21 protein-coding genes are annotated in these 21,143 nt (G+C 52.9%); 14 read left to right on the top strand and 7 right to left on the bottom strand.

What is annotated here, in order from left to right:
* Positions 1 to 180 precede the first annotated feature (180 nt).
* On the bottom strand, positions 181 to 1,347 hold the full coding sequence (locus NST37_RS18540) for a tetracycline resistance MFS efflux pump (RefSeq protein ID WP_003389061.1): 1,167 nt from the start codon (positions 1,345 to 1,347) through the stop codon (positions 181 to 183).
* A gap of 163 nt (positions 1,348 to 1,510) precedes the next feature.
* Between NST37_RS18540 and NST37_RS18535 the strand changes: the two genes are divergently transcribed.
* The 6 genes from NST37_RS18535 to NST37_RS18510 all read left to right on the top strand — a co-directional run bounded on the left by NST37_RS18535 (position 1,511) and on the right by NST37_RS18510 (position 5,770).
* A complete protein-coding gene (locus NST37_RS18535) occupies positions 1,511 to 1,912 on the top strand; it encodes a hypothetical protein (RefSeq protein WP_311068141.1) in 402 nt (133 codons plus the stop codon).
* Complete coding sequence (locus NST37_RS18530) at positions 1,903 to 2,106, top strand: YqgQ family protein (protein WP_024983872.1); 204 nt, start codon at positions 1,903 to 1,905, stop codon at positions 2,104 to 2,106. The genes NST37_RS18535 and NST37_RS18530 overlap by 10 nt, the downstream gene beginning before the upstream one ends.
* A 225-nt stretch (positions 2,107 to 2,331) precedes the next feature.
* Positions 2,332 to 2,940 (top strand): phospholipid methyltransferase, encoded by a 609-nt coding sequence (locus tag NST37_RS18525; RefSeq protein ID WP_339185643.1) that lies wholly within the window; start codon positions 2,332 to 2,334, stop codon positions 2,938 to 2,940.
* Positions 2,941 to 2,943: 3 nt separating this feature from the next.
* Positions 2,944 to 3,561, top strand: coding sequence for a DedA family protein (locus NST37_RS18520; protein WP_003389067.1), 618 nt, complete (start codon positions 2,944 to 2,946; stop codon positions 3,559 to 3,561).
* Positions 3,562 to 3,576: 15 nt separating this feature from the next.
* Complete coding sequence (locus NST37_RS18515; RefSeq protein WP_003389068.1) at positions 3,577 to 4,278, top strand: response regulator transcription factor; 702 nt, start codon at positions 3,577 to 3,579, stop codon at positions 4,276 to 4,278.
* Entirely contained in the window at positions 4,262 to 5,770 is a 1,509-nt protein-coding gene (locus NST37_RS18510; protein ID WP_003389069.1) for a HAMP domain-containing sensor histidine kinase, read from the top strand. The genes NST37_RS18515 and NST37_RS18510 overlap by 17 nt, the downstream gene beginning before the upstream one ends.
* Positions 5,771 to 5,783: 13 nt before the next feature.
* Here NST37_RS18510 and NST37_RS18505 read toward each other — a convergent pair whose 3' ends face one another.
* Together NST37_RS18505 and NST37_RS18500 are read right to left on the bottom strand one after the other, a co-directional pair.
* Positions 5,784 to 6,221: an NUDIX domain-containing protein gene (locus tag NST37_RS18505; RefSeq protein WP_003389070.1), complete on the bottom strand. Its 438-nt coding sequence runs from the start codon at positions 6,219 to 6,221 to the stop codon at positions 5,784 to 5,786.
* A 16-nt stretch (positions 6,222 to 6,237) separates the two neighbouring features.
* Positions 6,238 to 6,399, bottom strand: coding sequence for a hypothetical protein (locus NST37_RS18500; RefSeq protein WP_003389071.1), 162 nt, complete (start codon positions 6,397 to 6,399; stop codon positions 6,238 to 6,240).
* 173 nt (positions 6,400 to 6,572) lie between these two features.
* On the opposite strand from NST37_RS18500, the gene tkt reads away from it, so the two are divergent.
* The 3 genes from tkt to NST37_RS18485 all read left to right on the top strand — a co-directional run bounded on the left by tkt (position 6,573) and on the right by NST37_RS18485 (position 12,163).
* On the top strand, positions 6,573 to 8,579 hold the full coding sequence (gene tkt, locus NST37_RS18495; protein WP_339185642.1) for a transketolase: 2,007 nt from the start codon (positions 6,573 to 6,575) through the stop codon (positions 8,577 to 8,579).
* A gap of 613 nt (positions 8,580 to 9,192) precedes the next feature.
* Complete coding sequence (locus NST37_RS18490) at positions 9,193 to 11,718, top strand: PBP1A family penicillin-binding protein (protein ID WP_339185641.1); 2,526 nt, start codon at positions 9,193 to 9,195, stop codon at positions 11,716 to 11,718.
* Positions 11,719 to 11,818: 100 nt separating this feature from the next.
* Positions 11,819 to 12,163: a hypothetical protein gene (locus NST37_RS18485; protein ID WP_003389074.1), complete on the top strand. Its 345-nt coding sequence runs from the start codon at positions 11,819 to 11,821 to the stop codon at positions 12,161 to 12,163.
* A 227-nt stretch (positions 12,164 to 12,390) separates the two neighbouring features.
* Here NST37_RS18485 and NST37_RS18480 read toward each other — a convergent pair whose 3' ends face one another.
* Positions 12,391 to 13,803: a L,D-transpeptidase family protein gene (locus NST37_RS18480; protein ID WP_339185640.1), complete on the bottom strand. Its 1,413-nt coding sequence runs from the start codon at positions 13,801 to 13,803 to the stop codon at positions 12,391 to 12,393.
* A 63-nt stretch (positions 13,804 to 13,866) separates the two neighbouring features.
* Between NST37_RS18480 and NST37_RS18475 the strand changes: the two genes are divergently transcribed.
* The gene (locus NST37_RS18475; RefSeq protein ID WP_003389078.1) at positions 13,867 to 14,595 is read left to right on the top strand and encodes an AAA family ATPase; all 729 of its coding nucleotides are present in this window, start codon (positions 13,867 to 13,869) and stop codon (positions 14,593 to 14,595) included.
* Between the two features lie 20 nt (positions 14,596 to 14,615).
* Here the strand turns inward: NST37_RS18475 and NST37_RS18470 are convergent, their stop codons facing one another.
* From NST37_RS18470 to trmB, 3 genes are all read right to left on the bottom strand, one after another.
* Positions 14,616 to 15,491 (bottom strand): YwqG family protein, encoded by an 876-nt coding sequence (locus NST37_RS18470; RefSeq protein ID WP_031933143.1) that lies wholly within the window; start codon positions 15,489 to 15,491, stop codon positions 14,616 to 14,618.
* A gap of 77 nt (positions 15,492 to 15,568) precedes the next feature.
* A complete protein-coding gene (locus tag NST37_RS18465) occupies positions 15,569 to 15,763 on the bottom strand; it encodes a hypothetical protein (RefSeq protein ID WP_003389080.1) in 195 nt (64 codons plus the stop codon).
* A 138-nt stretch (positions 15,764 to 15,901) separates the two neighbouring features.
* Positions 15,902 to 16,543: a tRNA (guanosine(46)-N7)-methyltransferase TrmB gene (trmB, locus tag NST37_RS18460; protein WP_003389081.1), complete on the bottom strand. Its 642-nt coding sequence runs from the start codon at positions 16,541 to 16,543 to the stop codon at positions 15,902 to 15,904.
* 411 nt (positions 16,544 to 16,954) lie between these two features.
* Between trmB and NST37_RS18455 the strand changes: the two genes are divergently transcribed.
* From NST37_RS18455 to NST37_RS18440, 4 genes are all read left to right on the top strand, one after another.
* Positions 16,955 to 17,455, top strand: a complete 501-nt coding sequence (locus NST37_RS18455) for a C40 family peptidase (RefSeq protein ID WP_003389082.1) — start codon at positions 16,955 to 16,957, stop codon at positions 17,453 to 17,455.
* A 257-nt stretch (positions 17,456 to 17,712) separates the two neighbouring features.
* Complete coding sequence (locus NST37_RS18450; RefSeq protein WP_039071252.1) at positions 17,713 to 18,552, top strand: MurR/RpiR family transcriptional regulator; 840 nt, start codon at positions 17,713 to 17,715, stop codon at positions 18,550 to 18,552.
* A gap of 90 nt (positions 18,553 to 18,642) precedes the next feature.
* Positions 18,643 to 20,166 (top strand): ABC transporter substrate-binding protein, encoded by a 1,524-nt coding sequence (locus NST37_RS18445; RefSeq protein ID WP_339185639.1) that lies wholly within the window; start codon positions 18,643 to 18,645, stop codon positions 20,164 to 20,166.
* A 48-nt stretch (positions 20,167 to 20,214) separates the two neighbouring features.
* Entirely contained in the window at positions 20,215 to 21,129 is a 915-nt protein-coding gene (locus tag NST37_RS18440; protein ID WP_003389088.1) for an ABC transporter permease, read from the top strand.
* Positions 21,130 to 21,143 lie beyond the last annotated feature (14 nt).

The following is a 21,143-nucleotide window of genomic DNA, read 5'->3' as shown; positions in this document are numbered from 1 at the left end:
CTTTTGCAACCTTTTGCCATACGTGCTGTAAGAGAGATTTGGAGAGGGGGAATGCATGTGTGGTATTCGCTTGACTTACATCCTCTTCAATTATGCTCACAAACAATAAAAAGCAAAGCACATTCCCGAAAAGGACGGCTTTGCTTTTTATTGTTTTGTAACTAATGAAATTCAGCCTGATCACGCTTCTGCCCGCTCCGGCAACCGGTGATACCTTGTTCGGAACAACACCAGCATGATGACCATCAGCACCCCTCCGATGATGAACGGCCCGCTGGCAAACCATCCGTAGACGGCGCCGCCGGCGAGCGGACCGAGGATGCGGCCGAGACTGTCCATCGAGCTGATCGCGCCGCTCGTTACGCCCTGGCCCTGTGAGGTGCGCTGTGTAATCATGGCAGTTCCGGTCGCCCGAATCATGCCTTGTCCGGCTCCGAACAGCGACAGTGTCAAAGCCAGTGTCCAGAAGCTGGCGGCGAGCGGAATCGTGAAGAAACCGATGCCGTACAAGGCAAGCCCGATCGTCAGGACGAGCGGCTCGCCCAGCCGCTTCACCAGTCTCCCGATCAGTCCGCCCTGGACAAACGCGGAGATGATCCCCATGACGAGAAACATGTACCCGAGGTCCTTCGATGTAAATCCGTACAGGTGATTGATGTAGAGGGCAAAGGTGGTCTCCAGGCCGGAAAAGGCAAAGGAGACGACAAACATGATGCCGTACATCAGCGACAGGGGACCGAACAGGACGGAGAAGACATTTCCCTTTTTTTCGCGTGTTTGCCCTGTCCGCTTTTCCTTTGGCAAGCTTTCCGGCAGCGCGAATAAGATGATAAGGAACGTCAAAAAAGCCACACCGCCCGAAGCAAAAAACGGAACGGAGAAACCATACGGACTGAGGAATCCGCCGATCGCCGGACCGAATACAAAGCTCAGTCCGATTCCGGCGCCAATCACCCCCATGCCTTTGGCGCGTTCATCGGAGGGAAAGACATCGGCCACCATCGCAGTTACGGTCGGCAATGCGGCAGCCGAGACGATGCCTCCAAGAATCCGGTATGCAAGCATTTCTGTATAGGTATCCGCTATCCCGAACAGGATAAACGTGATGGAAAAGCCAAACAGGCCAAACGAGATCAGAGGCTTTCGTCCGATGCGGTCCGAAAGCGCCCCCCAGATGGGAGCAAACAGCAACTGCATGACGTTGTAGCTGGCGAACAAGATTCCGATTTGCAGGGAAGAAGCGCCAATGTTTTCGGCAAAGTACGGCAAAATGGGTATGATGATGCCGAACCCCAGCATGGTGAGGAAGGCGATCAGAAACAGTAAGGGGAGGTACTTCTTTTTCACAAACACTTACCTCTTTCCGGCAAAAAATGTGATGCTGTTTCCACCTTACGTGAACGGTCGGATGAAGTCAAGCAAGCCCAAGGGACGAGTGGGCCAAGACATGGTATACTGTTGAAATGACATGAAATCGTCATAGGAAGAGCAATCGACGTAGGAGTGTTGAATGATGTCTACCGCCATGATGGTATACCTGGCCTGGCAAGAGGATGACTGGCTGGATGAAATTCTCGACCGCTTCAGCGAGGTTCGGGCAATGGTCCCCAACGCCAAGACGTTTCGCTTGCTGAAGGAGGAGAAGGATTCGCAGCAGATCGACCGATATGTCATCGTCCTGAATGCCGCCTACGAGCAAGAGGAGTGCCGCCAGTTTTTGCAGCAGTGGGAAGCGGACGGCCGATCCGCCCACGACTCGCTCTACATCGTAGGGTTGAAGCCGGATGAACAGGAAAGCTGGCAACGTGCTTATCCGCAAGCGAACATTATCGTGATTACGGGATTTGCTGTCGAATTCGACTACGATTCCGTATTGTCGCAGATGGAATCCGATCTGGAGGGATCGCGTTGAACGGACGTGAAGGATTTGACCTGCAGTCTTTTTTGCGGCGGTTTAGCCTCTTCATCTATACCGGAGATCCGGAAGGTGATCTGATCTTGCTCGAAGATGAGATTCGCGAGCTGTACCAGCTTGGCATGATCGAGAAGGAAGAAATGTTCGAGGCTCTTGGAGCGCTAAAGCAGCACTACAAAAAACGGATATAGCCCTTGCTGCCTGCAACCGCCGCTTTTTTTGCCCTGCCTGCAGGAAAACGGCCATTCACTTTCGGATCATAGGAGCGTTTGTTGCGAGAAAGAGGAATCGGTATGGAAGAGCCGAGTCCTCTTTTTTGCTTGCTGAACATATCTTCAGAAAATCTTAAGTTTTTTCCTCTCTTTTTGCTAAGGAATTCCGGGTAGGATTAGGGCAGTGAGAGGAGTGACGGAAAGATGAAAAACACGTATGAAAGAGTAGGGTGTCTGGAGCCGATGCTTGCGCCGATTACCGACAAGCTGGTCTTTGCCGCCCGCTTCCTTTCTTCTCCGCAGACTGTGGGCAGCATTGTCCCAAGCTCTCGCCAGCTAACGGAACGGATATTGTCACCTGTGGACTGGGAACGTGCTGCCGCTGTAGCGGAGCTGGGAGCAGGAACAGGTGTTTTTACAGACGCGATTCGAAAGGCAAAGAGAAAGGATTGCCAGGCGCTCATTCTGGAGCAAGATGATACCATGCGGGAGAGGCTTGTCCGCCGCTACCCCGATCTGCTTTTCAGCGATGACGCCAGGAAGCTGATACAAGCGATGGAGGAGCACGGCATGGGGCAGTTGGACGCGGTGATCAGCGGCCTACCCTTTGCCAACTTTCCTCAAGGGCTTCGCGATGAGATACTGGATCAGGTGGAGGCTGCGCTGAAGCCGGGAGGCGTCTTTGTGCAGTTTCAATACTCCTTGCAAATGAAAAAGCAGCTGGAGAAACGCTTCGGAAGAGTGGCAATCCGGTTTGTGCCGTTTAACTTTCCATGTGCCTTCGTTTATGTATGCCAAAAGAGGGGGGGATAAGTCATGGAAACGGATATGATTACCAGCATGGTTGCCCAGTACGGGTATCCCGCGCTGTTTCTCTCCCTGTGGCTGGGGATCGTGGGAATGCCGATTCCCGACGAAATGATCGTGATGACAGCCGGAGCGATTACGGCTCAGGGCTGGCTCCAGCCGGTTCCGGCGTTCATCGCGGTCTATCTCGGAGTCGTCTCGGGACTGTCGCTCGGATATTTTCTCGGGTACCGGGTGGGAGCGCCGATTCTGCGGTGGCTCGCGCGAAAGCTGAACGGAGAAAAGTACCTGAAAAAGGCGGAGGGGCTGCTTGAGCGCTACGGGAATGGCGCGATATGCCTCAGCTATTTTTTCCCCGTCATTCGCCACGTCGTCCCTTATCTGGTCGGGATTCAACGGATGTCGCTGCGCCGCTATGCACTGTACTCGCTGCCTACTGGCTTTGTCTGGACGCTCAATTACTTCATGGCCGGCCGCCTGTTCGGCACTCATCTGGAATCGATCACAGAAGGTGTCCAAACCTACGGGTGGATTACTTTATGTGTGCTTGCGCTGTTCGCGGGGCTGTACGTGGTAATCCGCCAGCGCAAAGGGACACGCGTGTTTTGGGGGCAAAAGGAACAGTAACAGGAGGAAGAGATTGTGGAAGAGATAACGATTCTGGTCGTGGATGATGAGGAAGAAATCCGCAATCTGATCGCGATTTACTTGCAAAACGAAGGCTACCGCGTGCTGAAGGCGGCGGATGGTGTGGAAGCGCTGGAGATGCTGAGGCGGGAAGAGGTTCAGCTTCTCATCCTCGACGTGATGATGCCCCGCATGGACGGAATCCAGGCGTGCCTCAAAATCCGCGAACAGCAGCATCTGCCGATTATCATGCTTTCGGCCAAGTCCCAGGATATGGACAAGATATACGGGCTCAGCACCGGCGCCGACGACTACATGACAAAGCCTTTCAATCCGCTGGAGCTGATCGCTCGGGTCAAGTCCCAGCTGCGCCGTTACCTGAAGCTGAATCAAGTGAGCGCACTGCGGGAGGACGAGCTGGAGATCGGCGATCTGCTGATCAATACGGCTACCCGCGGGGTCAAGGTCAGCGGCCGGGATGTCAAGCTGACGCCGACCGAATTTGCCATCCTGGAGCTCCTCGCCCGTCACCCGGGAGTCGTCTTCAGCACGGAGCATATTTACGAACGGGTATGGAAAGAGTCCTTTGGCCAGTCAGACAACACGGTGATGGTGCACATCAGGAAGCTCCGCGAGAAGATCGAGGAGGATACGCGCAAGCCGAGGTACATCAAGACCGTTTGGGGAGTTGGATACAAAATTGAGAACGCTTTTTAGGTGGCTGTCGCCGATTCGCTGGATCAAGACGGCGTACAGGTGGACGAAAACGGGGTTCTTTTTCCTGGTGGAATACTGCGAGCGGAGTCTTCGCTTCCAGTTGATCCTGACCTTTTCCTTTTGCATATTGGCAGCTGTTCTGGCGTCCTCTGTTGTCAATTTGCTGACAGAGGATATGTACCGCAGGCCTTACGTTGATTACAGCTACAGCATGGAGTCCATGGACTGGGAGACACGGGATCTGGCGAGACGAATCCAGGAAGGGGAGGTTGAAGACAACCAGTACCTCCAGGAGCTGATGAATCGCGCGCAGGAGCTTCGCGGCGTGCAAATGCTGCTGGTCGATCTTGACGGCAAAGTGCTGATGAAATCGTCGAGAGCGACAGAAAGCCAGGTTGATCTCTACTCGGTGATCAGCAAAGCGATGGAGCTTCGCAGCGGCCAAAATTGGCAGGGGGAGCGCCAGGAGTTTACGGCATTTTACCCGGTTGAGCTGAACGGACAGAAAGGGTATGTGATCGCCCGGGGAATTCCGGAGGCCACGATTCAATATCAGGTCGAATTTAACGGCTTTGTGCCGTTCTCATTCGTTTTGGTCTTTTTTTATCTGTTTTACCGCTTTACAAAGCGAAAGACCGGATACATCGAAGAGCTGGCCGCGAGCTTGCTGGTCATCTCGCAAGGCAAGCTCGATCATCGGGTAAACGTACGGGGTGAGGACGAATTGGGTTCGCTTGCGCGGAACATCAATCGCATGACAGAAGAATTGCAGGAGAATATCGAGCGGGAGCGGCGGGCTGAGCGGACAAAAGCCGAGCTGATCACGAATGTCTCCCACGATTTGCGGACTCCGCTCACATCGGTCATCGGGTATTTGCGGCTGCTTCGGGACAACGCCGGAAGCGAGCAGGAGCGCAGCGAATACACCCGGATCGCGTATGAAAAAGCAGAGCATTTGAAGCGGCTCGTGGAGGACTTGTTTGAATACGCCACACTGAGCGGGCAGGGTGTCCAGCTACATCGGCAGCATGTCAGCCTGACGGGGATGCTGGAGCAGCTAGTCGAAGAGTACGTGCCTTTAGCGGAGGAGCAGCAGCTGACATTTTGCAAGAAGCTGCCGGCGGATCGCATCTACGTGAGCGTCGATCCGGAAAAATTTGTCCGCGTGCTGGAAAATCTGTTCAGCAACGCGATCAAATACGGGCACAAGCCTGGCAATATCGACATCTCTCTTATGAGAGAGGGAGAAGGAGTAAGACTGACGGTCGCCAACAAGGCAGACGATCTGTCCAATGAGGATCTCAGACGCATGTTCGAGCGTTTTTATCGGGTCGAAAAATCCCGCTCGCGGAAAACGGGAGGAACGGGATTGGGGCTGGCGATTGTCAAAAGCATCGTGGAATTGCACGGAGGAAGCATCCGGGCAGAGCTTCAGGAAGGGATTCTTTCCTTTCACATCTGGCTGCCAGCGGATGCTCAAGAGGCGCGGTAATCCGCGTCTTTTTTCAATTCCAGCCAAAGCTGTCAAACCACTGATTGTTCTGAAAGTTGGCGATAGCCTGTCGAACATACGGGATGACGTTGTCCGGCAGCTCGCCTGTATGGGCCCAGCGCAGCTCGTCGCATTTGTCCGGCTCAGCATTGACGATGGAGCCTGTCCATTTTTCTGCAGCGAGAAAAAAGTCGATCCTCTCGTCCAGCGACTTGCGGTGCATGACGCCGACGACGCGCAAATCCTCCGGGGCAATCTCGATGCCTGTCTCCTCCCTCGCTTCGCGAATGGCGGCAGACTTCACTTCTTCGCCGCCGTCGAGATGACCGGCAGGGACGCTGTAGTTGCCATCCTCGTAGCCCGTGTTGTAGCGGCGCAGCAGCAGGATTTCGTCACCACGGAGCAGAAACAGATGGACTGCTGCAGGCAGTGTGTAGCGTTCTTTTTTCATGCCAGTCTTCCTTTCTTTATTCCCTGGAATCATGGGTAGGTTGATGCGTTTCCGCCGCTTTTTGCTTCAGGTACTTGTCCCTTCGGCGCAGAGCAGGCGAGGTGACCATGGCGTACAGCAGCATGCCTACTCCGGCAAGGCCGAGAATGATCCCGATAGTCAAGTATCCCATATGCATGAAAATGCCCTCCTTTTTTCAGCCCCAGGCATGATTGTCTCCTTGAACTGTGATATAATTTGATGAGTTGTTTTTGGCAAGGGAAGAAGGTATTTCAGGCGATCTGCCGGCTTGTGCCGGACGCTTGGATCACCCCGAAAATCTCACATAAAAACGCAGGGAGGCTCCACTTGATGACTCAGCACACGTCTGTTGATCAACTGGCAATCAACACCATCCGAACGTTGGCGATCGACGCGATCGAAAAGGCCAATTCCGGTCACCCGGGCATGCCAATGGGTTCAGCGCCGATGGCTCATGTTTTGTATAGCCGTTTTATGAAGGTGAATCCGCGCAACCCGCAGTGGGTTGACCGCGATCGCTTCGTGCTTTCGGCCGGACATGGCTCTATGCTATTATACGCGATGTTGCACCTGATGAAATACGATGTTTCTCTGGAAGACCTGCACAACTTCCGTCAATGGGGAAGCAAAACGCCTGGGCACCCTGAATTCGGGCATACGCCTGGGGTGGATGCGACCACGGGTCCACTGGGACAAGGGATCGCGATGGCTGTCGGCATGGCGATGGCCGAAAAGCATATGGCGGCTGTCTACAACCGCGAAGGCTTCGACATCGTCAACCACTACACGTACGCGATCTGCGGCGACGGCGACCTGATGGAAGGCGTGTCCAGCGAGGCATCTTCTTTGGCAGCCCACCTTAAATTGGGCAAAATGATCGTTCTGTACGATTCCAATGATATTTCTCTGGACGGAGAGCTCTCCCTTTCTTTCTCGGAAAGCGTGGCGCAGCGCTATCAGGCGTACGGCTGGCAATACCTGCGCGTCGAGGACGGAAACGATCTGGCCGCGATCGAAGCGGCAATCGCAGAGGCGAAGCAGGATTTGGATCGTCCGACGCTGATCGAGGTAAAAACCGTCATCGGGTACGGAAGCCCGAACAAGAGCGGCTCCAGCAAATCGCACGGCGCTCCGCTCGGCAAGGAAGAGGCGGCATTGACCAAGCAGCAGTACGATTGGAAATATGAAAATGAATTCCACGTACCGGATCAGGTAGCCGATTTCTACAGCAAGCTGGCAGAGGCGGGAGAGCAGGCAGAAGCGGCTTGGCGCGACCGTTTTGCCGAGTATGCCAAAGCATATCCTGAACTGGCCGAGCAATTCCGGACGGCTGTGGAGGGCAAACTGCCGGCTGGCTGGGACAGCCAAATGCCTGTTTACGAGGCTGGTGCGAAGCTTGCTACCCGCGCGGCATCCGGTAGCGCGATCAACGCCCTGGCGAAAACCGTTCCATTCCTGTTCGGCGGATCGGCTGACCTGGCGTCTTCCAACAATACACTGATCAAAGAAGCAGGCAACTTCCTGCCGGGTACCTACGAAGGCCGGAATATCTGGTTTGGAGTCCGCGAGTTTGCGATGGGTGCTGCTTTGAACGGGATGGCCCTGCACGGCGGCCTGAAGGTATACGGTGCGACGTTCTTCGTCTTCTCCGACTACCTGCGACCTGCTATCCGCCTGTCCGCACTGATGAAACAACCAGTCATCTACGTCTTTACGCATGATTCCATCGCGGTTGGCGAAGACGGCCCGACTCACGAGCCAATCGAGCAATTGGCGTCCCTGCGCGCGATTCCTGACCTGACTGTACTGCGTCCGGCTGATGCTGTCGAGACGAACGAGGCATGGAAATACGCCGTATCCCGCACTGACGAGCCGGTCGTACTGGTCCTGACCCGTCAAAATCTGCCGGTCATGGCTGAAACGCTCGAAAAAGCGGCAGAAGGCGTAAGCAAGGGAGCCTACGTGTTGGCCGATGCGCCAAACGGCCAGCCGCAGCTGGTCTTGATCGCGACCGGTTCCGAGGTGTCTCTGGTCATGCAAGCCCGCGAAGCACTGGCAGAGCGCGGCATTCAGGCTCGCGTCGTTTCCATGCCGAGCTGGGAGCTGTTCGAGCGCCAGCCGCAGGAGTATCGCGACGCAGTCATCCCGCCTGCTGTCAAAGCGCGCTTGGCTGTCGAGATGGGCTCTCCGCTCGGCTGGGAGCGCTATGTCGGCGACGGCGGCAAAGTGCTCGGCATCAATATGTTCGGGGCGTCCGCTCCGGGCGAGCGCATCATGAAAGAGTACGGCTTTACTGTCGAGAACGTGGTGGCAGAGGCGGAAAAGCTGCTCAAATAACGAGAATCATACGAGGCTGATTAAACTCTTTTTGTACATTGCAAAAAAGGAGGCAGTCCCTTGTGTCTAAACAGACATAGGGCTGCCTCTTTGATATTGAAACGAACCGAATCATATAGGATTGCAGTGCTTTTTGTACAACTTTCAACTATTCAATAAAGTAGTACATGATCTATAGTTTTCTTCTCCACCAATTCATTTAACAGTCGTTCCCGAACCTGAAACATTCAAGAAGCTTTATTTTGCATGTGCCAGACCCGCCTTTTCTTCCTGGGTGATCACAAGCCCAACCTTCCATTCACATTCATGCTTCTTAGCCAAATCTAGTCATTAGAGTTTATTTCTATATGTTGAAAACGGAATTACTATACAATAAGCTATTTTAATATGATTGAACTATGATTAAACTATTCGAGTCTTGCTATCTGATTTGAGAAAATCAAGTTGCAAGGTAAAACTTTTCTTCCCCTTGGCTAAACAAGGAATTTATTACCTAAAAAATTTTTTTGTTGCATAGTCATGAAGTAAAAAAATACTGACTAATGTAGACAGGAAACTTTTTTTGTTCCTATCCGTCTAAAAAGGTGGGAGAGAAAGAACTAGGAGGTCAATTATGGCAGCAAAGGCTAGACAACGGGTTAAAAAGAAAAATAAGATGCTATTGTTTGCCGTTTCCTTTGTCATTTTTTTGTTTCTGAGCGTTATTGGAGGCTACTTCTCCCTGCTGTATGCAGGGGAAAAAATGATCGATACAACGAAACTCGAAGATCTGAAAGCTGAACCGTCCATTATTTATGACAAAAACGGTAAAGAAATGATGAGCCTGGTAAGACAAAAAAATAGTGACTACGTTCCTTTTAGCCAAATTTCACCAATGCTGATAGATGCTTTGTTATCCGTGGAAGACAAACGGTTCTATGAACACAAAGGGATCGACATGATTAGGATTGGCGGGGCCATTATCAATGATATTCAAAAAGGATCATTGGCTGAGGGAGGAAGTACGATTACTCAGCAATTGGCTCGAAGAGTGTTCCTTTCTCTTGAAAAAACATTTTGGAGAAAAACGAAAGAAGTAAGCATAGCTATTGCACTGGAACGCAACTACTCCAAAGACCAGATTCTGGAGATGTATTTGAATCAGATTTACTTTGGAGAGGGCGTGTACGGTGTAGGAGATGCAGCTAAATTATACTTTGATAAAAAGCCTTCTGATCTAACAATTTCAGAAGCAGCAATGCTCGCAGCCATACCGAAAGCTCCGTCTACGTATTCTCCATTTGCCAATCCGGAAAAGGCAAAGGAAAGACGGGATACCATTCTGCGATTAATGTACGAAGATGGGCACATCACGAATGAGCAAAAAGAAAAAGCGCAAGCGGAACCACTCCCAAAAGAGCATAAAAATACAACGGAAAATAGCTCAAAAAACGTAAATCGGGCATTTATCGACTACGTCTTCCGGGAAGCAGAAGCCCGCTATAATGTCACAGAAGAAGAGCTTTACCGCGGCGGCTGGTCCGTCTATACGACATTGGAGCCCAATATACAGGACGCGATGGTCAAGGCGTACGCAAACGAGAAGAACTTCCCCAAACCGGGACCGAAGCGTGCTGTGGAGTCTGCAATGGTCGTCGTCGACGCCAAGAACGGAGGCATCGCCGCATTGATGGGCGGCCGCAATTACACGGCCAAGGGCTTTAACTACGCGACAGACATGGCCCGTCAGCCAGGTTCGTCGTTCAAGCCGCTTGCCGTCTATGCGCCTGCAATCGATACGGACATCCACAAATGGAACGCGCACTCTATGCTGTCCAACAAGCGCCAGAGCTTCAACGGCTATGAGCCGCGCAACTACAACGGAAAGTACAGCGAATCCATCAGCATGATGAGGGCGCTGATCAATTCCGACAACGTCCCGGCCGTCTGGCTGCTCAACGAGATCGGCGTGAAGACGGGGATGAACTACATCGAGAAGTTTGGCATTGAGCTGTCGCCGGATGACCGCAACCTGGCCATCGCCCTCGGAGGATTGAGCAAAGGTACCTCCCCGCTGAAAATGGCCCAGGCGTACACCACCTTCGCCAACGGCGGGGTGATGGCCGAAGCGCATATCATCGAGAAGCTGGAAAACAAGCGGTCAGGTGTGGAACACGTCTTTGAAGCGAAAGAAAACCGGGTACTGAAGCCGGAAGCGGCATGGGAGGTTCACACGATGCTGGAGCGTGCCGTCCAGGAAGGTACAGGACGCGCGGCAAAAATCTCCGGTCGCCCTGTAGCCGGGAAGACAGGTACGACGCAGTCCATCGCTGGAGACAGCGGCGTAAACAAAGATGCATGGTTCGTCGGCTATACGCCAGAGTACGTAGGGGCCGTCTGGATGGGCTTCGATCCTGAAGACAAACAGCACTTGATGCGGCAAGGAAGCAGTCTGACCGCGAAAATGTTCTCCATGGTGCTGGGAGAAGGCCTGAAAGGCGTCAAGTCCCGCGGCTTTGAGCCTCCGGCCGGTATCCAGAGGCAGCAGGAGGAAGAAAAAGAAGAAGTCCTGCCTGTGCAGCTCGCTGCCGACATGACGCTGGATGAAGATAAGCTGAAGGTCGTGCTCAGTTGGATCGGCGGAAGCCCGGATTACACGTATGATGTTTACCGGTTCACAGACAACCCGGAAAACCGGGAGAAGGTCGCATCGGGATTGCGTGAAATGTCCTATGTAGATACGCTGAACGGTCCGACGATGTACAAATATATCGTAGTTCCGCGCGATGCGGACGGCGAAGAGAAAAGGCCGTCCAACGTCGCCGAAATAAACATGAGCCAACTGGAAAACCTTTTGCGGGAAGGCGAGCATCATGATGATGGCCAGATGCAGGACGGTGACATTCCGATTGACGGAGGCATGGATAACGGCGAGTGGCCTGGACAGGGCAATGGCAACGGAGGTAACGGCCAAGGCAACGGTAATGGCGGAAACAACGGCAACGGAAACAACGGACAGCCGGATGGCCAGCCGCCTGTGGCGCCGCCAGACATTGTACCGTCTGGGGAGGGGGACTCGCAGTCTCCGCCCCAGGGAATCGAGCTGCCGCCTCCTCCCGACCAGGGCCAGCAGCCGGGTTCTGACGGTTTCAACGGCTAGAATGCAGACACTTCCAAACAATTGACGCTCGTACAACTATTTTCACGTCATGGCACACGTGGTACAATACATGTAAATCGGGAGACAGGAGGGACTGTCCATGAAAGACTTCACACAGGAGAATTTACAAGTATTTTTCCGGGAAAAGCTACGTGGTGCCAAAGTGAACTTTGAACGTGCTCTCGACTGTAAACACACCGATTTTGACGACCTGTACCCATATATGAATGAGCAACCGCAGTTCTTCTGGTATAAACGCTATGTCGCTTGGTCGGAGCTATTGACAGTCGTTCGGTTGGCGGAAGAGCTGGGGATCGAGTGGAAGGATGAATTCAACGAGCAGCAGGTAGAATTCATCACCGGCAAGGTTCTGCAGGGCAAAGTGCTGGATCAATGGCATCCAGAGACCGAGCCGGAGGAAACCCTTAGCAACGTGGAAGAATAAGTACTGGTTGCAGCTTTATAAACAACAAAAGCAATATCCTTATAAATGAAGTACGCGCTCTCACAACGGGAGCGCGTCTTTTTGTGTGGAAAGGAATCGGTTGGCTCTTATACTTTTCTCAGCGTCCAACCTCTGAAACACTTCTTGAAATCGCTGCTTTTGGAAACGGCTTTCGCTTTTCCTCCCAATATTTGCAGCGTAACATTCCCATGCAAGCCCCGTCCTACTCAATGAAGCCAATGATAGGTGACCCCGCGTGTCTCTTCCTCCGGCCCTGCCGCCAGGACGTAAGGGCCCGGATTAGCCCATTGCGATACGGTCGGAGTACGGTCGGAGATGATGACCTCAGTTCCTGTCGCGGCGAATGTGTACAGCTCCTCGACATCCGGATTGTGCAGGCGGATACAGCCCAGCGACATAGATTTTCCGATGCTGTCAGGCTGATTGGTGCCGTGAATCGCATAGCCGTCCGACTGAAATACGAGGCCGCGTGAACCGTATATATGGTCATGACCCTCGGGGCGGTTTATCTTTTTTTGAATCGTAAAATACCCCTCCGGCGTGCTGCCGTTTTTTCCGATGCCGATCGGATATCGTCTGACGACGTGCGGGCCGCTGGCAAGCGTCATCGTGTGCCCAGCCTGATGAACCTGAATCTGCAAGGGCTGAAGCGGGATGAAAGGCTCGGGGTAGCCCTGCAAGGGAAGGACGTTCTGCATGCTTTCCCAGGCCGATTCCGGGCGAAAAAGAGCAGGATAGTACGGCCAGGCTGTCAGACCGCTCGCGGGAGTCGGGACAGGCACCTCCGGCAGCGAGTTGGCCGGGTACGAACCGGCGAGACAGTCCAGTGATTCAGGCAGGTAGCCTTTTTGCTGATACGTACGGTACAGCGCATTCCGCAATATCAGCACCTGCTCCAGTGCCCGCTGTTCCTCTGCCAAGGCCGACCGGGCATTTTGCACGGCAGGCTTGTCCAGACAATCGCAAGCCTGATCGAACCAGACGTCCTGCAGTACCGTCCGGCTGACAGGGTCGTAACGCAACAGGCCGCGCACCTCAGCAGGCCGATAAAACAGAAGCGGAGTAAACAGCGGTGCTCCAGCCACCTCAGGAACAGCCAGCACGGTGTACGGCTGCTTCAAGGAGGGACGTCTTGCGGCCGCATAGGCTTCGACTTGACTCCGCAATTGCGAGCGGCTCACATTTCCCGGGACCGCAATCACTTCGACATGGGGCCGCTGCAGGTGAGCAGGCACAACACTTTCCGGGGAGGCGCTCTCCTTCGGCTCGGTGAGCGGACTTGGCGAATAGACAAACTGTCCGAATAAAAAAAGCAGGGAGGCGAGCAAAAGGCGCGTTGTTCGCTTCCACATGGTCCTTCGACGTTTCCGCAGCAAGTCATGATACGCATCCCGGAGCTGCTCCGAGAAATCATCGGCAGGCAGGTGCAGCCCGCGCCGATACGCCTCCAGAGCCTGGTCCTCGTTTCCCAGGCGCTCCCGTTCCATTCCCAGGTGGTACCACCCTACAGCCAGGTCTGGATGGTTTTCAGTGAACCAGCGATAGAAGGAAAGGTCGGTCCGATCTGGATATGTAATATGGTATGAACTTTTTTCCTGGAGAAATTGAACCTTGTTCACGAAAAACCCTCCCTATTGGAAATATCGGCCAGTTCAGGGAAAATGGTGAGAGGGGGCGAGAAAATGATCTATCTGCGAACCATCTACTTGCTGAGAGAACGCTTTTTGACAAAGACAGGCTATCCGTTTTCACTGCCTGCCTACCGGGAGCTGGAGCGCATCGATCTGACAAGCAGTGTCACGTTTTTGGCAGGGGAGAACGGCTCAGGAAAATCCACTTTGCTGGAAGCGATTGCGTATCAATGCGGGTTTCATACGGCCGGAGGCTCGCGGGCCAACTCCTACCACGTCGATCGGGCGGAAGCGGCATTGGGTGATTATATCCGCCTTTCCTGGATGCCGAAAATGACGGACGGATTTTTCCTCAGGGCGGAGAGCTTTTATCAGTTTGCCAGCCATATCGACGAGGCAGAGCGCATCGAGCCAAACGGTTACCGTGCGTACGGCGGCCGTTCCCTGCACGAGCAGTCGCACGGGGAGTCGTTTCTTTCGCTGTTTGCAAACCGTTTCAACGGAAAGGGCATTTACCTTTTGGACGAGCCGGAGGCGGCATTGTCCCCGATGCGGCAGCTAGCCTTTCTGTACCTCATGATGGATTTGGTGAAAGAGGGGGCGCAATTTCTCATCGCGACACATTCGCCGATCCTGATGGGCTTTCCCGGAGCGACGATTCTAAGCTTTGACGAATCGCCGCTGGCGGAAGTTCGCTACGAAGAGACGGAACATTACCAGTTGACGAGAAGGTTTTTGGAGAATCGCAAAGCGTTCTTGGAGGAAACAAAACCGGATTAAAACATAAACATGCTGCAAATTCAACCGCCCTGCACGTCGCAAACCACGCGAGAAAAATCAAGCCGCTCCAGTGCGTCCTGCTCAATCCAGAAGTAGAGTCGGCCCACGTCTTCCCACATCATGCCGGTTTTGTCGTCTTCCGAATCCACCTGGAACAAAAGACGCCACTGCGAAGCGCGGGCCAGCAAATCCTCCTCGCTTTTCCGGTCTGCACCCTCAAGCAGGCGAACGCAGTGGACCTGCATGTCTCCCTGCATCGCGTCGGGGCAGCCCAGCAGACGGTTTTTCATATCATCGGGATGCTGAAATTTCTCGTCGAAGCGTCTGCCAAAAACATCCCAATACAGATCATAATCCTCCCGGTTAGTGCTCCAGCTCATGCCAAGCCCGGCGATGTCTGCCGACTCTCCGGGAGGAATCGTCCATTCTGTTAAAAACGATACGGAGGCGGGGGAGAAGACGGCTTCGGGATCGCAATCCTCCAGCTCTTCGGGCGGCGCTGTACGAATCAATTCGATACCGGCAGTATCAGGTACGTAAAGAACCTTTGCCGTTTGATGGGTATCGTAAAAACCTTTGACTCCATACATGGCGGATGCGGCGTAGAAAAACAGCAGCAGGCCCTGCTTGGGCAAGATCGGGTCAGCCAGCGGCGGCAGCTCGGCGAGATTGATTTGGGCGATAAAGGAGAGCGGATAGGACCTCCAGTACGGCCAACTCTCCCCGGCCGGTAGATCCGGCATGCCACCGATTTTGGAAGCGCCAGAGGGGAGTGCATGCTCGTCCGGGACTTTCTGTGTGAATATTCGGTAAGATGGGCGGATCAACGGCTCGAATTTGTCGGCGTAAGCGTCAAGTCCGGATTCACGAAAGAGCGTGAGAATCTCGTGTTTCATCTTCATACATCCTTTCGGGGATAGGTAGATGCTCCCTTATGAGCAGATCCTCGCCTATGGGGAAGCGGCACTAACGGCTACTCTTTGCTGGACCGTTCCTTGAGCAAGTGGATGAGCATGTCCAGTTTCTCGTTTCGCGCCTGATCGTTTTTCGTCTTGTCCTTCATAAACCGGATGATACAAATCAGAAAGTATAGAATAAATCCGAACGATGCCAGCGTGATCAGCACGGGAATGAACGTAACAAGCGTAGGGACTCCAATAGTATGCATGTCTTCTCTCCTTTTCTCTGCATAAAATGGAAAATTGCTTCCATTATAGCATTTTAAGAGTTATGCTCCAAACGCCATATCGCTCTGCCATATAAAGAGGGGCAGCCTGGTTATCATCCAGACTGCCCCTTTTCACTATTAGCTGCGAAAAATCGCTTCGGTCCGATAGATTCGTTGACCGCGGGAAGAGAATCGCTCTTCGTATTCCGTCATCACGTTTTCCTCGGCCAGCGCCGATTGGTGCAGATCAAAAGTGATGTTGCGCAATTGAAAACGTTCGTTTGAAAACTGATTCAGCGAGAATTCAAACAGCTTCTCGTTGTCCGTTTTCAGGTGAATCTCCCCGTTTTTCTTCAATACCTGCTTGTACGTATTCAGGAAGCTGGCATAGGTCAGGCGGCGTTTCGCATGACGGGTTTTCGGCCAGGGATCGCTGAAGTTCAGATAGATGCGGGAGACTTCTTCAGCACCGAACAGGTCGGGAAGCAGCGCAGCGTTGTACTGGACGAAAGCCAGATTGGGAATCTCGCGCTTCTCGGTACGCTGTGCGGCACGGAGAACAACCTCCGCCTTCAATTCAATTGCAATGAAGTTGATGTCAGGGTGCCTCTCGGCCAAGGTGTTGATAAAACGGCCTTTGCCGCAGCCAATCTCGATATGGATCGGATGATCGTTTCCGAACCGTTCCTTCCAGCGTCCTTTCATGCCGGCAGGGTTGTCCACAAAGGTGGGATATTCGCGCAGGGCTTCTTCAGCACCTGGAATGTTACGCAGTCGCATAGGAACCTCCTTCAAACATAGCTCCTATTACTTTACGCCGTGTCGGGACAGGTTGCAAGCATGCAAATCATCCAAATAGACCAGTTCCATTTTTGACCTGCGAGCCTGCGTATCAAATGGGAAAATCTATGAGGTGAAATAGGCCATAAGTCGCAAAATACATATAAAATCCCGATTTTCCGCAGGCAAAAATTGGACCGGAATATTGGTAGATGATGGGGAGATAATTGACTGAAAATTTGACGAGATTCCCGCCGCTATGGGAACGAATGTGTCAACTGGAAATACGGGCCATTTGCGTTTGGCTGAGGTGGAAAGATTTTGGGAATTTAACAAGCTGTGGGGCGATGATAGAGTAAATGGCAAGCGAATAGTCAGCCAATTTGTTGACAAATAGGGAGGATGAACAGCATGAAACTTCGCAAATTACTCGTAGGAATTCTACTAGGGTCCGCTCTGGGCTTTACCGGAATCGTAGCACCAATGCCAGGAAACCACGAAGTAGCGGAAGCAGCATGGAGTCAGTCCCGTGCCGACAAAGTTATCAATACAGGGAAGCAATACCTTGGTACCCCGTATAAATTCGGCTCCAAAAGCAGCACGACTCGCACGTTTGACTGCTCGTCATTTGTGCAGCGAGTTTACAAGAAAGCCGTAGGGAAATCTCTTCCGCGTACTTCTCGTGCCCAAGCGAAGGTAGGAAAGAAGATTGCGAAAAGCAACCTGAAAAAGGGAGACCTGATCTTCTTCAAAGCGAGCCAGTATACAAAATCCACGCGCATCACACATGTAGCCATCTACGCCGGCAATAACAAGCTGTTACATACCTACGGAAAACCCGGGGTAACGTTCTCTACGTTCAAGGGGACTTCGTGGGAAAGAAGATTCGTTACTGCTAAACGCGTCTTGTAATCTCTACTATATCAATACGTGTCATTTGTCAAAAGGTTGCGCTAAGTCCAATTACACAAAATTTGTAAAAAGAAAGCTCTTGCCGGGGCTTTCTTTTTTTGCATGCAAAAATATTTTTCTGAAAATTTTATCTTTAGCTCTTTGACGCATAACTAGTTCGTGGTATAAATAGGATAATCTCTTTTGAAGGAATTTCTGCACCAAGAATAGTTCTATGAAGTAATTCATTCTGCAAATCCTGGGATGGGAGTGGATCCATGTCTTTTGAACAGCTCGTCAAGGAATCGTTTACCCAGTTGTCTTCCGGACAGAAAAAAGTAGCCGAGTACCTGCTGGAGAACATCGAGAAGGTAGCCTTCTATACAGCTGTACAGATCGGCAGGGAAGCAGATGTCAGCGAAACGACCGTGATCCGTTTTGCTTATGCGCTCGGATTCAGAGGTTTTTCCGACATGCAGGCGGCGATCCAGCAGTACGTTCTGGAAAGCAGCTCTTCCCGGTATGCAGAGCCCGCGCCGCAAGCGGGAGAGGAACCGAACATTTTTACACGGGTTATCGAACGGGACATTGTCATCCTGAGGCAAACGCTGCACCAGCTTAACCAGCAAGACGTATGGAGAGCAGTGGACTGGCTGCTGGAGGCGGATCAGGTGCTGGTCGTCGGGTATCGCGCGTCCTATGCGGCGGCCCACTGGTTTACTTTCATGCTCGGGATGATCCGCAAGAATGTGCTCCTTATTCCCTTCAGCGGCGAGACGGAGGAGAGAATCGTCAGTCTCACGGAAAAATCAGTCGTCATGGTCATCTCCTTTCCGCGCTACACGAAGGACAGCATCCGGGTGGCGGAAGCAAGCAAGCGGATGGGAGCGAAGATTATCGCCGCTACGGATCGGCTCTTGTCTCCGGTCAGCCGCATCTCCGACATTGCGTTCACGACTGACATCAATATCGAATCCGGCCATTACTCCAATGCATCCGTCATCAATCTGTTAAATCTGCTGCTTGCCGGAATTGAAGAGAAATGCGGCGCGAACAACCAGGCGAGAATGAAACAGTTGGAGCAGCTTTATTCCAACTGGGGCACTTTCGAGGAATAGTTTCCGATCTCAAAAAGGAGGAGAGCGCTTCTTCTTTTTTGTGATAAATAGACTGCCAATTCAAAATATTAAAAAGAGAGAGGGGTTTGCATGAAGAAGAAATGGTTGTCTGGTTTGTGGGCGGTCTTGTTGGTCCTTGCGCTTGGACTGAGCGGCTGTTCCCAGTCCTCATCCGGTACAGGGGGACAAAAAGAATTGGTTGTAGCGTTTGACTCCGACGTTCCGACGATGGACCCGCACATGCACAATGAGCCGAATGCGATCACGACCAACTGGCATATTTTCGACTCGCTGCTCTTTCTGTCCCGCGATTTGAAAATCGAGCCGGGGCTTGCGGAGAGCTATGAACAAAAGGATGACACGACGTGGATTTTCAAGCTGCGTCAAGGCGTTACCTTTCACAATGGAGAGGAATTCAATGCAGACGCGGTCAAGTTTTCTCTGGAGCGGGTGCTGAATGAAAAGCAAAAAAGCCCACAGCGCGGCAACATCAGCGCCATTTCTGCCGTGAATGTACTCGATCCGTACACGGTGGAAATCAAGACAAAGGAGCCGTACAACTTGCTGCCGCATCGCTTGTTCTACCTCAGCATCGTCCCGCCGAAATACGTACAGGAGGTGGGGGACCAGGAATTCGCGCAAAAGCCGGTGGGGACGGGACCGTACAAATTTGCAGAGTGGGTCAAGGGTGACAAGATCGTTCTGGAAGCGAACGAAAATTACTTCAAAGGCGCACCGACGATCAAGAAGGTCAGCTTCCGCGTCATTCCCGAGGTAGCGACGCAGATCGCGGAGCTGCAGAGCGGAGGCGTGGACATCATTCGCATGGTGCCGCCGGACATGCTCGCCCAGCTCGAGGGCAACCCGCAGCTCGCTGTCACTTCGACACCTCTCTTGCGGGTCTACTATATGGCCTTTGACACGAAGAAAAAGCCGTTTGACGACGCCCGCGTAAGACAAGCGATGAACTACGCAGTGGACATTGACACGATTGTGAAAAAAGTGCTGGCCGACAAGGCTGTGCGTACACCAGCGGGAGTGAACCCCAATCACTTTGGATTTGACGAGAGCATCAAGCCGTACCCGTACGATCCGGAAAAGGCAAAGAGCTTGCTGAAGGAGGCGGGGTACGAAAACGGTTTTGAGACGGAAATCCATTACTTTACGCCGGGGATCGGCCAGCAGATCACAGATGCCGTCATTTCTGATCTAAGCAAGGTCGGCATCAAGGCGAAAGCAAAATTTTACCCTGAATCCAGCTCGTTTGTGGAAAAACAGCGGGCGGGCGATCTGCCGTTCCGCCTGGGCCATTGGGGCAGCTACTCCGTTTACGATGCGGATGCGATTCTTCAGCCGATGTTTGACAGCAAGGGAGTATACAGCAAGTACTTCAACACGCCACAACTGGATGCATTGATAAACGAAGCGCGCTCGTCTGTCGACCAGGACAAGCGCAAAGCGCTTTACAGTCAGGCACAGCAATTGATTTACAAGGAAGCGCCGTGGATTTTCCTGTTCTCGCCGATGGACAACCAGGCGTACAATGCGAAGCTGCAGTTCCAGGCGAGGGCGGATGAACGCATTTACGCCTATGAAATTGACTTCAAGGAATAGCCGGGGGGAGATTCTCCCCCTTCATCTACCGGAAAGGAGGGAAGTGCAATGGGAGGATTATGGAAGCAATGCTTGCGGATTGTCCTCGTCTTGTTTGGCATCTCGACAATCGCATTTTTTCTCATCCATTTATCGGGGGACCCTGTGCTCCTGATGCTGCCGCCGGAGGCAACCCAGGAGGAGATCGATGCATTTCGCCATCAGATGGGCTTTGACAGACCGCTTTCCGAGCAATACGTCAACTTCCTGGTGCAAGCTGTCCAGGGGGATTTCGGCAAGTCGCTCAAATTCCACCAGCCCTCGCTCGATGTCGTTTTGGAGAGAATTCCGGCCACGCTGGAGCTGACGCTGTTTGCGACTCTGCTCAGCATTGTCATCGCCATTCCACTGGGCATCTACTCGGCGGTCAACCGCAACTCTCTGTCGGAAAACCTCGTGACCGTCGCCGTTTTTCTCGGACAGTCGATGCCGATCTTCTGGACCGGGATCATGCTGATGCTCCTGTTTGGGGTGAAGCTCCACTGGCTGCCCGTTTCAGGGAGAGGGACGTTTGCCCATTTAATCATGCCGGCCTTTACGCTCGCGGTGTGGGTCGCTCCGACAACGCTCCGGATCGTCCGCTCCAGCATGCTTGAGGTGCTGCAGCAGGATTACATCCGGACCGCCCGTTCCAAGGGGCTTGCAGAGAAGGTGGTCATTTATAAGCATGCCTTGAAAAATGCGGCGATCCCGATCATTACGGTCATCGGGTTTCAGATCGGGAAGCTGCTGGGCGGAGCCGTCGTGACGGAGACCGTCTTTGCCTGGCCGGGAGTCGGACAACTGGTCGTCAAGGCGATCTACACGGCTGACTATCCGCTGGTGCAGGCATGTGTCGTTATCCTGGCGCTGATCGTGGCTACGATGAATTTCAGCGTCGACTCGATGTACCGCTATCTGAATCCGAAAATCAAATCTGGCTAAGCGAGGTGATTGCG

Origin of the sequence: Brevibacillus sp. FSL K6-6036, assembly GCF_037964015.1 — a bacterium.
Taxonomy (GTDB): domain Bacteria; phylum Bacillota; class Bacilli; order Brevibacillales; family Brevibacillaceae; genus Brevibacillus; species Brevibacillus borstelensis.
Note: the sequence above shows the minus strand (reverse complement) of the source record. Positions and strands in the feature narration are given on the sequence as shown.

Bases quoted from the DNA above. Each gene is read 5' to 3' on its own strand.
- NST37_RS18535 (WP_311068141.1), top strand. From the start codon at position 1,511: ATGATGTCTACCGCCATGATGGTATACCTGGCCTGGCAAGAGGATGAC.
- NST37_RS18525 (WP_339185643.1), top strand. From the start codon at position 2,332: ATGAAAAACACGTATGAAAGAGTAGGGTGTCTGGAGCCGATGCTTGCG.
- NST37_RS18520 (WP_003389067.1), top strand. From the start codon at position 2,944: ATGGAAACGGATATGATTACCAGCATGGTTGCCCAGTACGGGTATCCC.
- NST37_RS18505 (WP_003389070.1), bottom strand. From the start codon at position 6,221: ATGAAAAAAGAACGCTACACACTGCCTGCAGCAGTCCATCTGTTTCTG.
- NST37_RS18500 (WP_003389071.1), bottom strand. From the start codon at position 6,399: ATGCATATGGGATACTTGACTATCGGGATCATTCTCGGCCTTGCCGGA.
- tkt (WP_339185642.1), top strand. From the start codon at position 6,573: ATGACTCAGCACACGTCTGTTGATCAACTGGCAATCAACACCATCCGA.
- NST37_RS18490 (WP_339185641.1), top strand. From the start codon at position 9,193: ATGGCAGCAAAGGCTAGACAACGGGTTAAAAAGAAAAATAAGATGCTA.
- NST37_RS18485 (WP_003389074.1), top strand. From the start codon at position 11,819: ATGAAAGACTTCACACAGGAGAATTTACAAGTATTTTTCCGGGAAAAG.
- NST37_RS18475 (WP_003389078.1), top strand. From the start codon at position 13,867: ATGATCTATCTGCGAACCATCTACTTGCTGAGAGAACGCTTTTTGACA.
- NST37_RS18470 (WP_031933143.1), bottom strand. From the start codon at position 15,491: ATGAAACACGAGATTCTCACGCTCTTTCGTGAATCCGGACTTGACGCT.
- NST37_RS18465 (WP_003389080.1), bottom strand. From the start codon at position 15,763: ATGCATACTATTGGAGTCCCTACGCTTGTTACGTTCATTCCCGTGCTG.
- trmB (WP_003389081.1), bottom strand. From the start codon at position 16,543: ATGCGACTGCGTAACATTCCAGGTGCTGAAGAAGCCCTGCGCGAATAT.
- NST37_RS18455 (WP_003389082.1), top strand. From the start codon at position 16,955: ATGAAACTTCGCAAATTACTCGTAGGAATTCTACTAGGGTCCGCTCTG.
- NST37_RS18450 (WP_039071252.1), top strand. From the start codon at position 17,713: ATGTCTTTTGAACAGCTCGTCAAGGAATCGTTTACCCAGTTGTCTTCC.
- NST37_RS18445 (WP_339185639.1), top strand. From the start codon at position 18,643: ATGAAGAAGAAATGGTTGTCTGGTTTGTGGGCGGTCTTGTTGGTCCTT.
- NST37_RS18440 (WP_003389088.1), top strand. From the start codon at position 20,215: ATGGGAGGATTATGGAAGCAATGCTTGCGGATTGTCCTCGTCTTGTTT.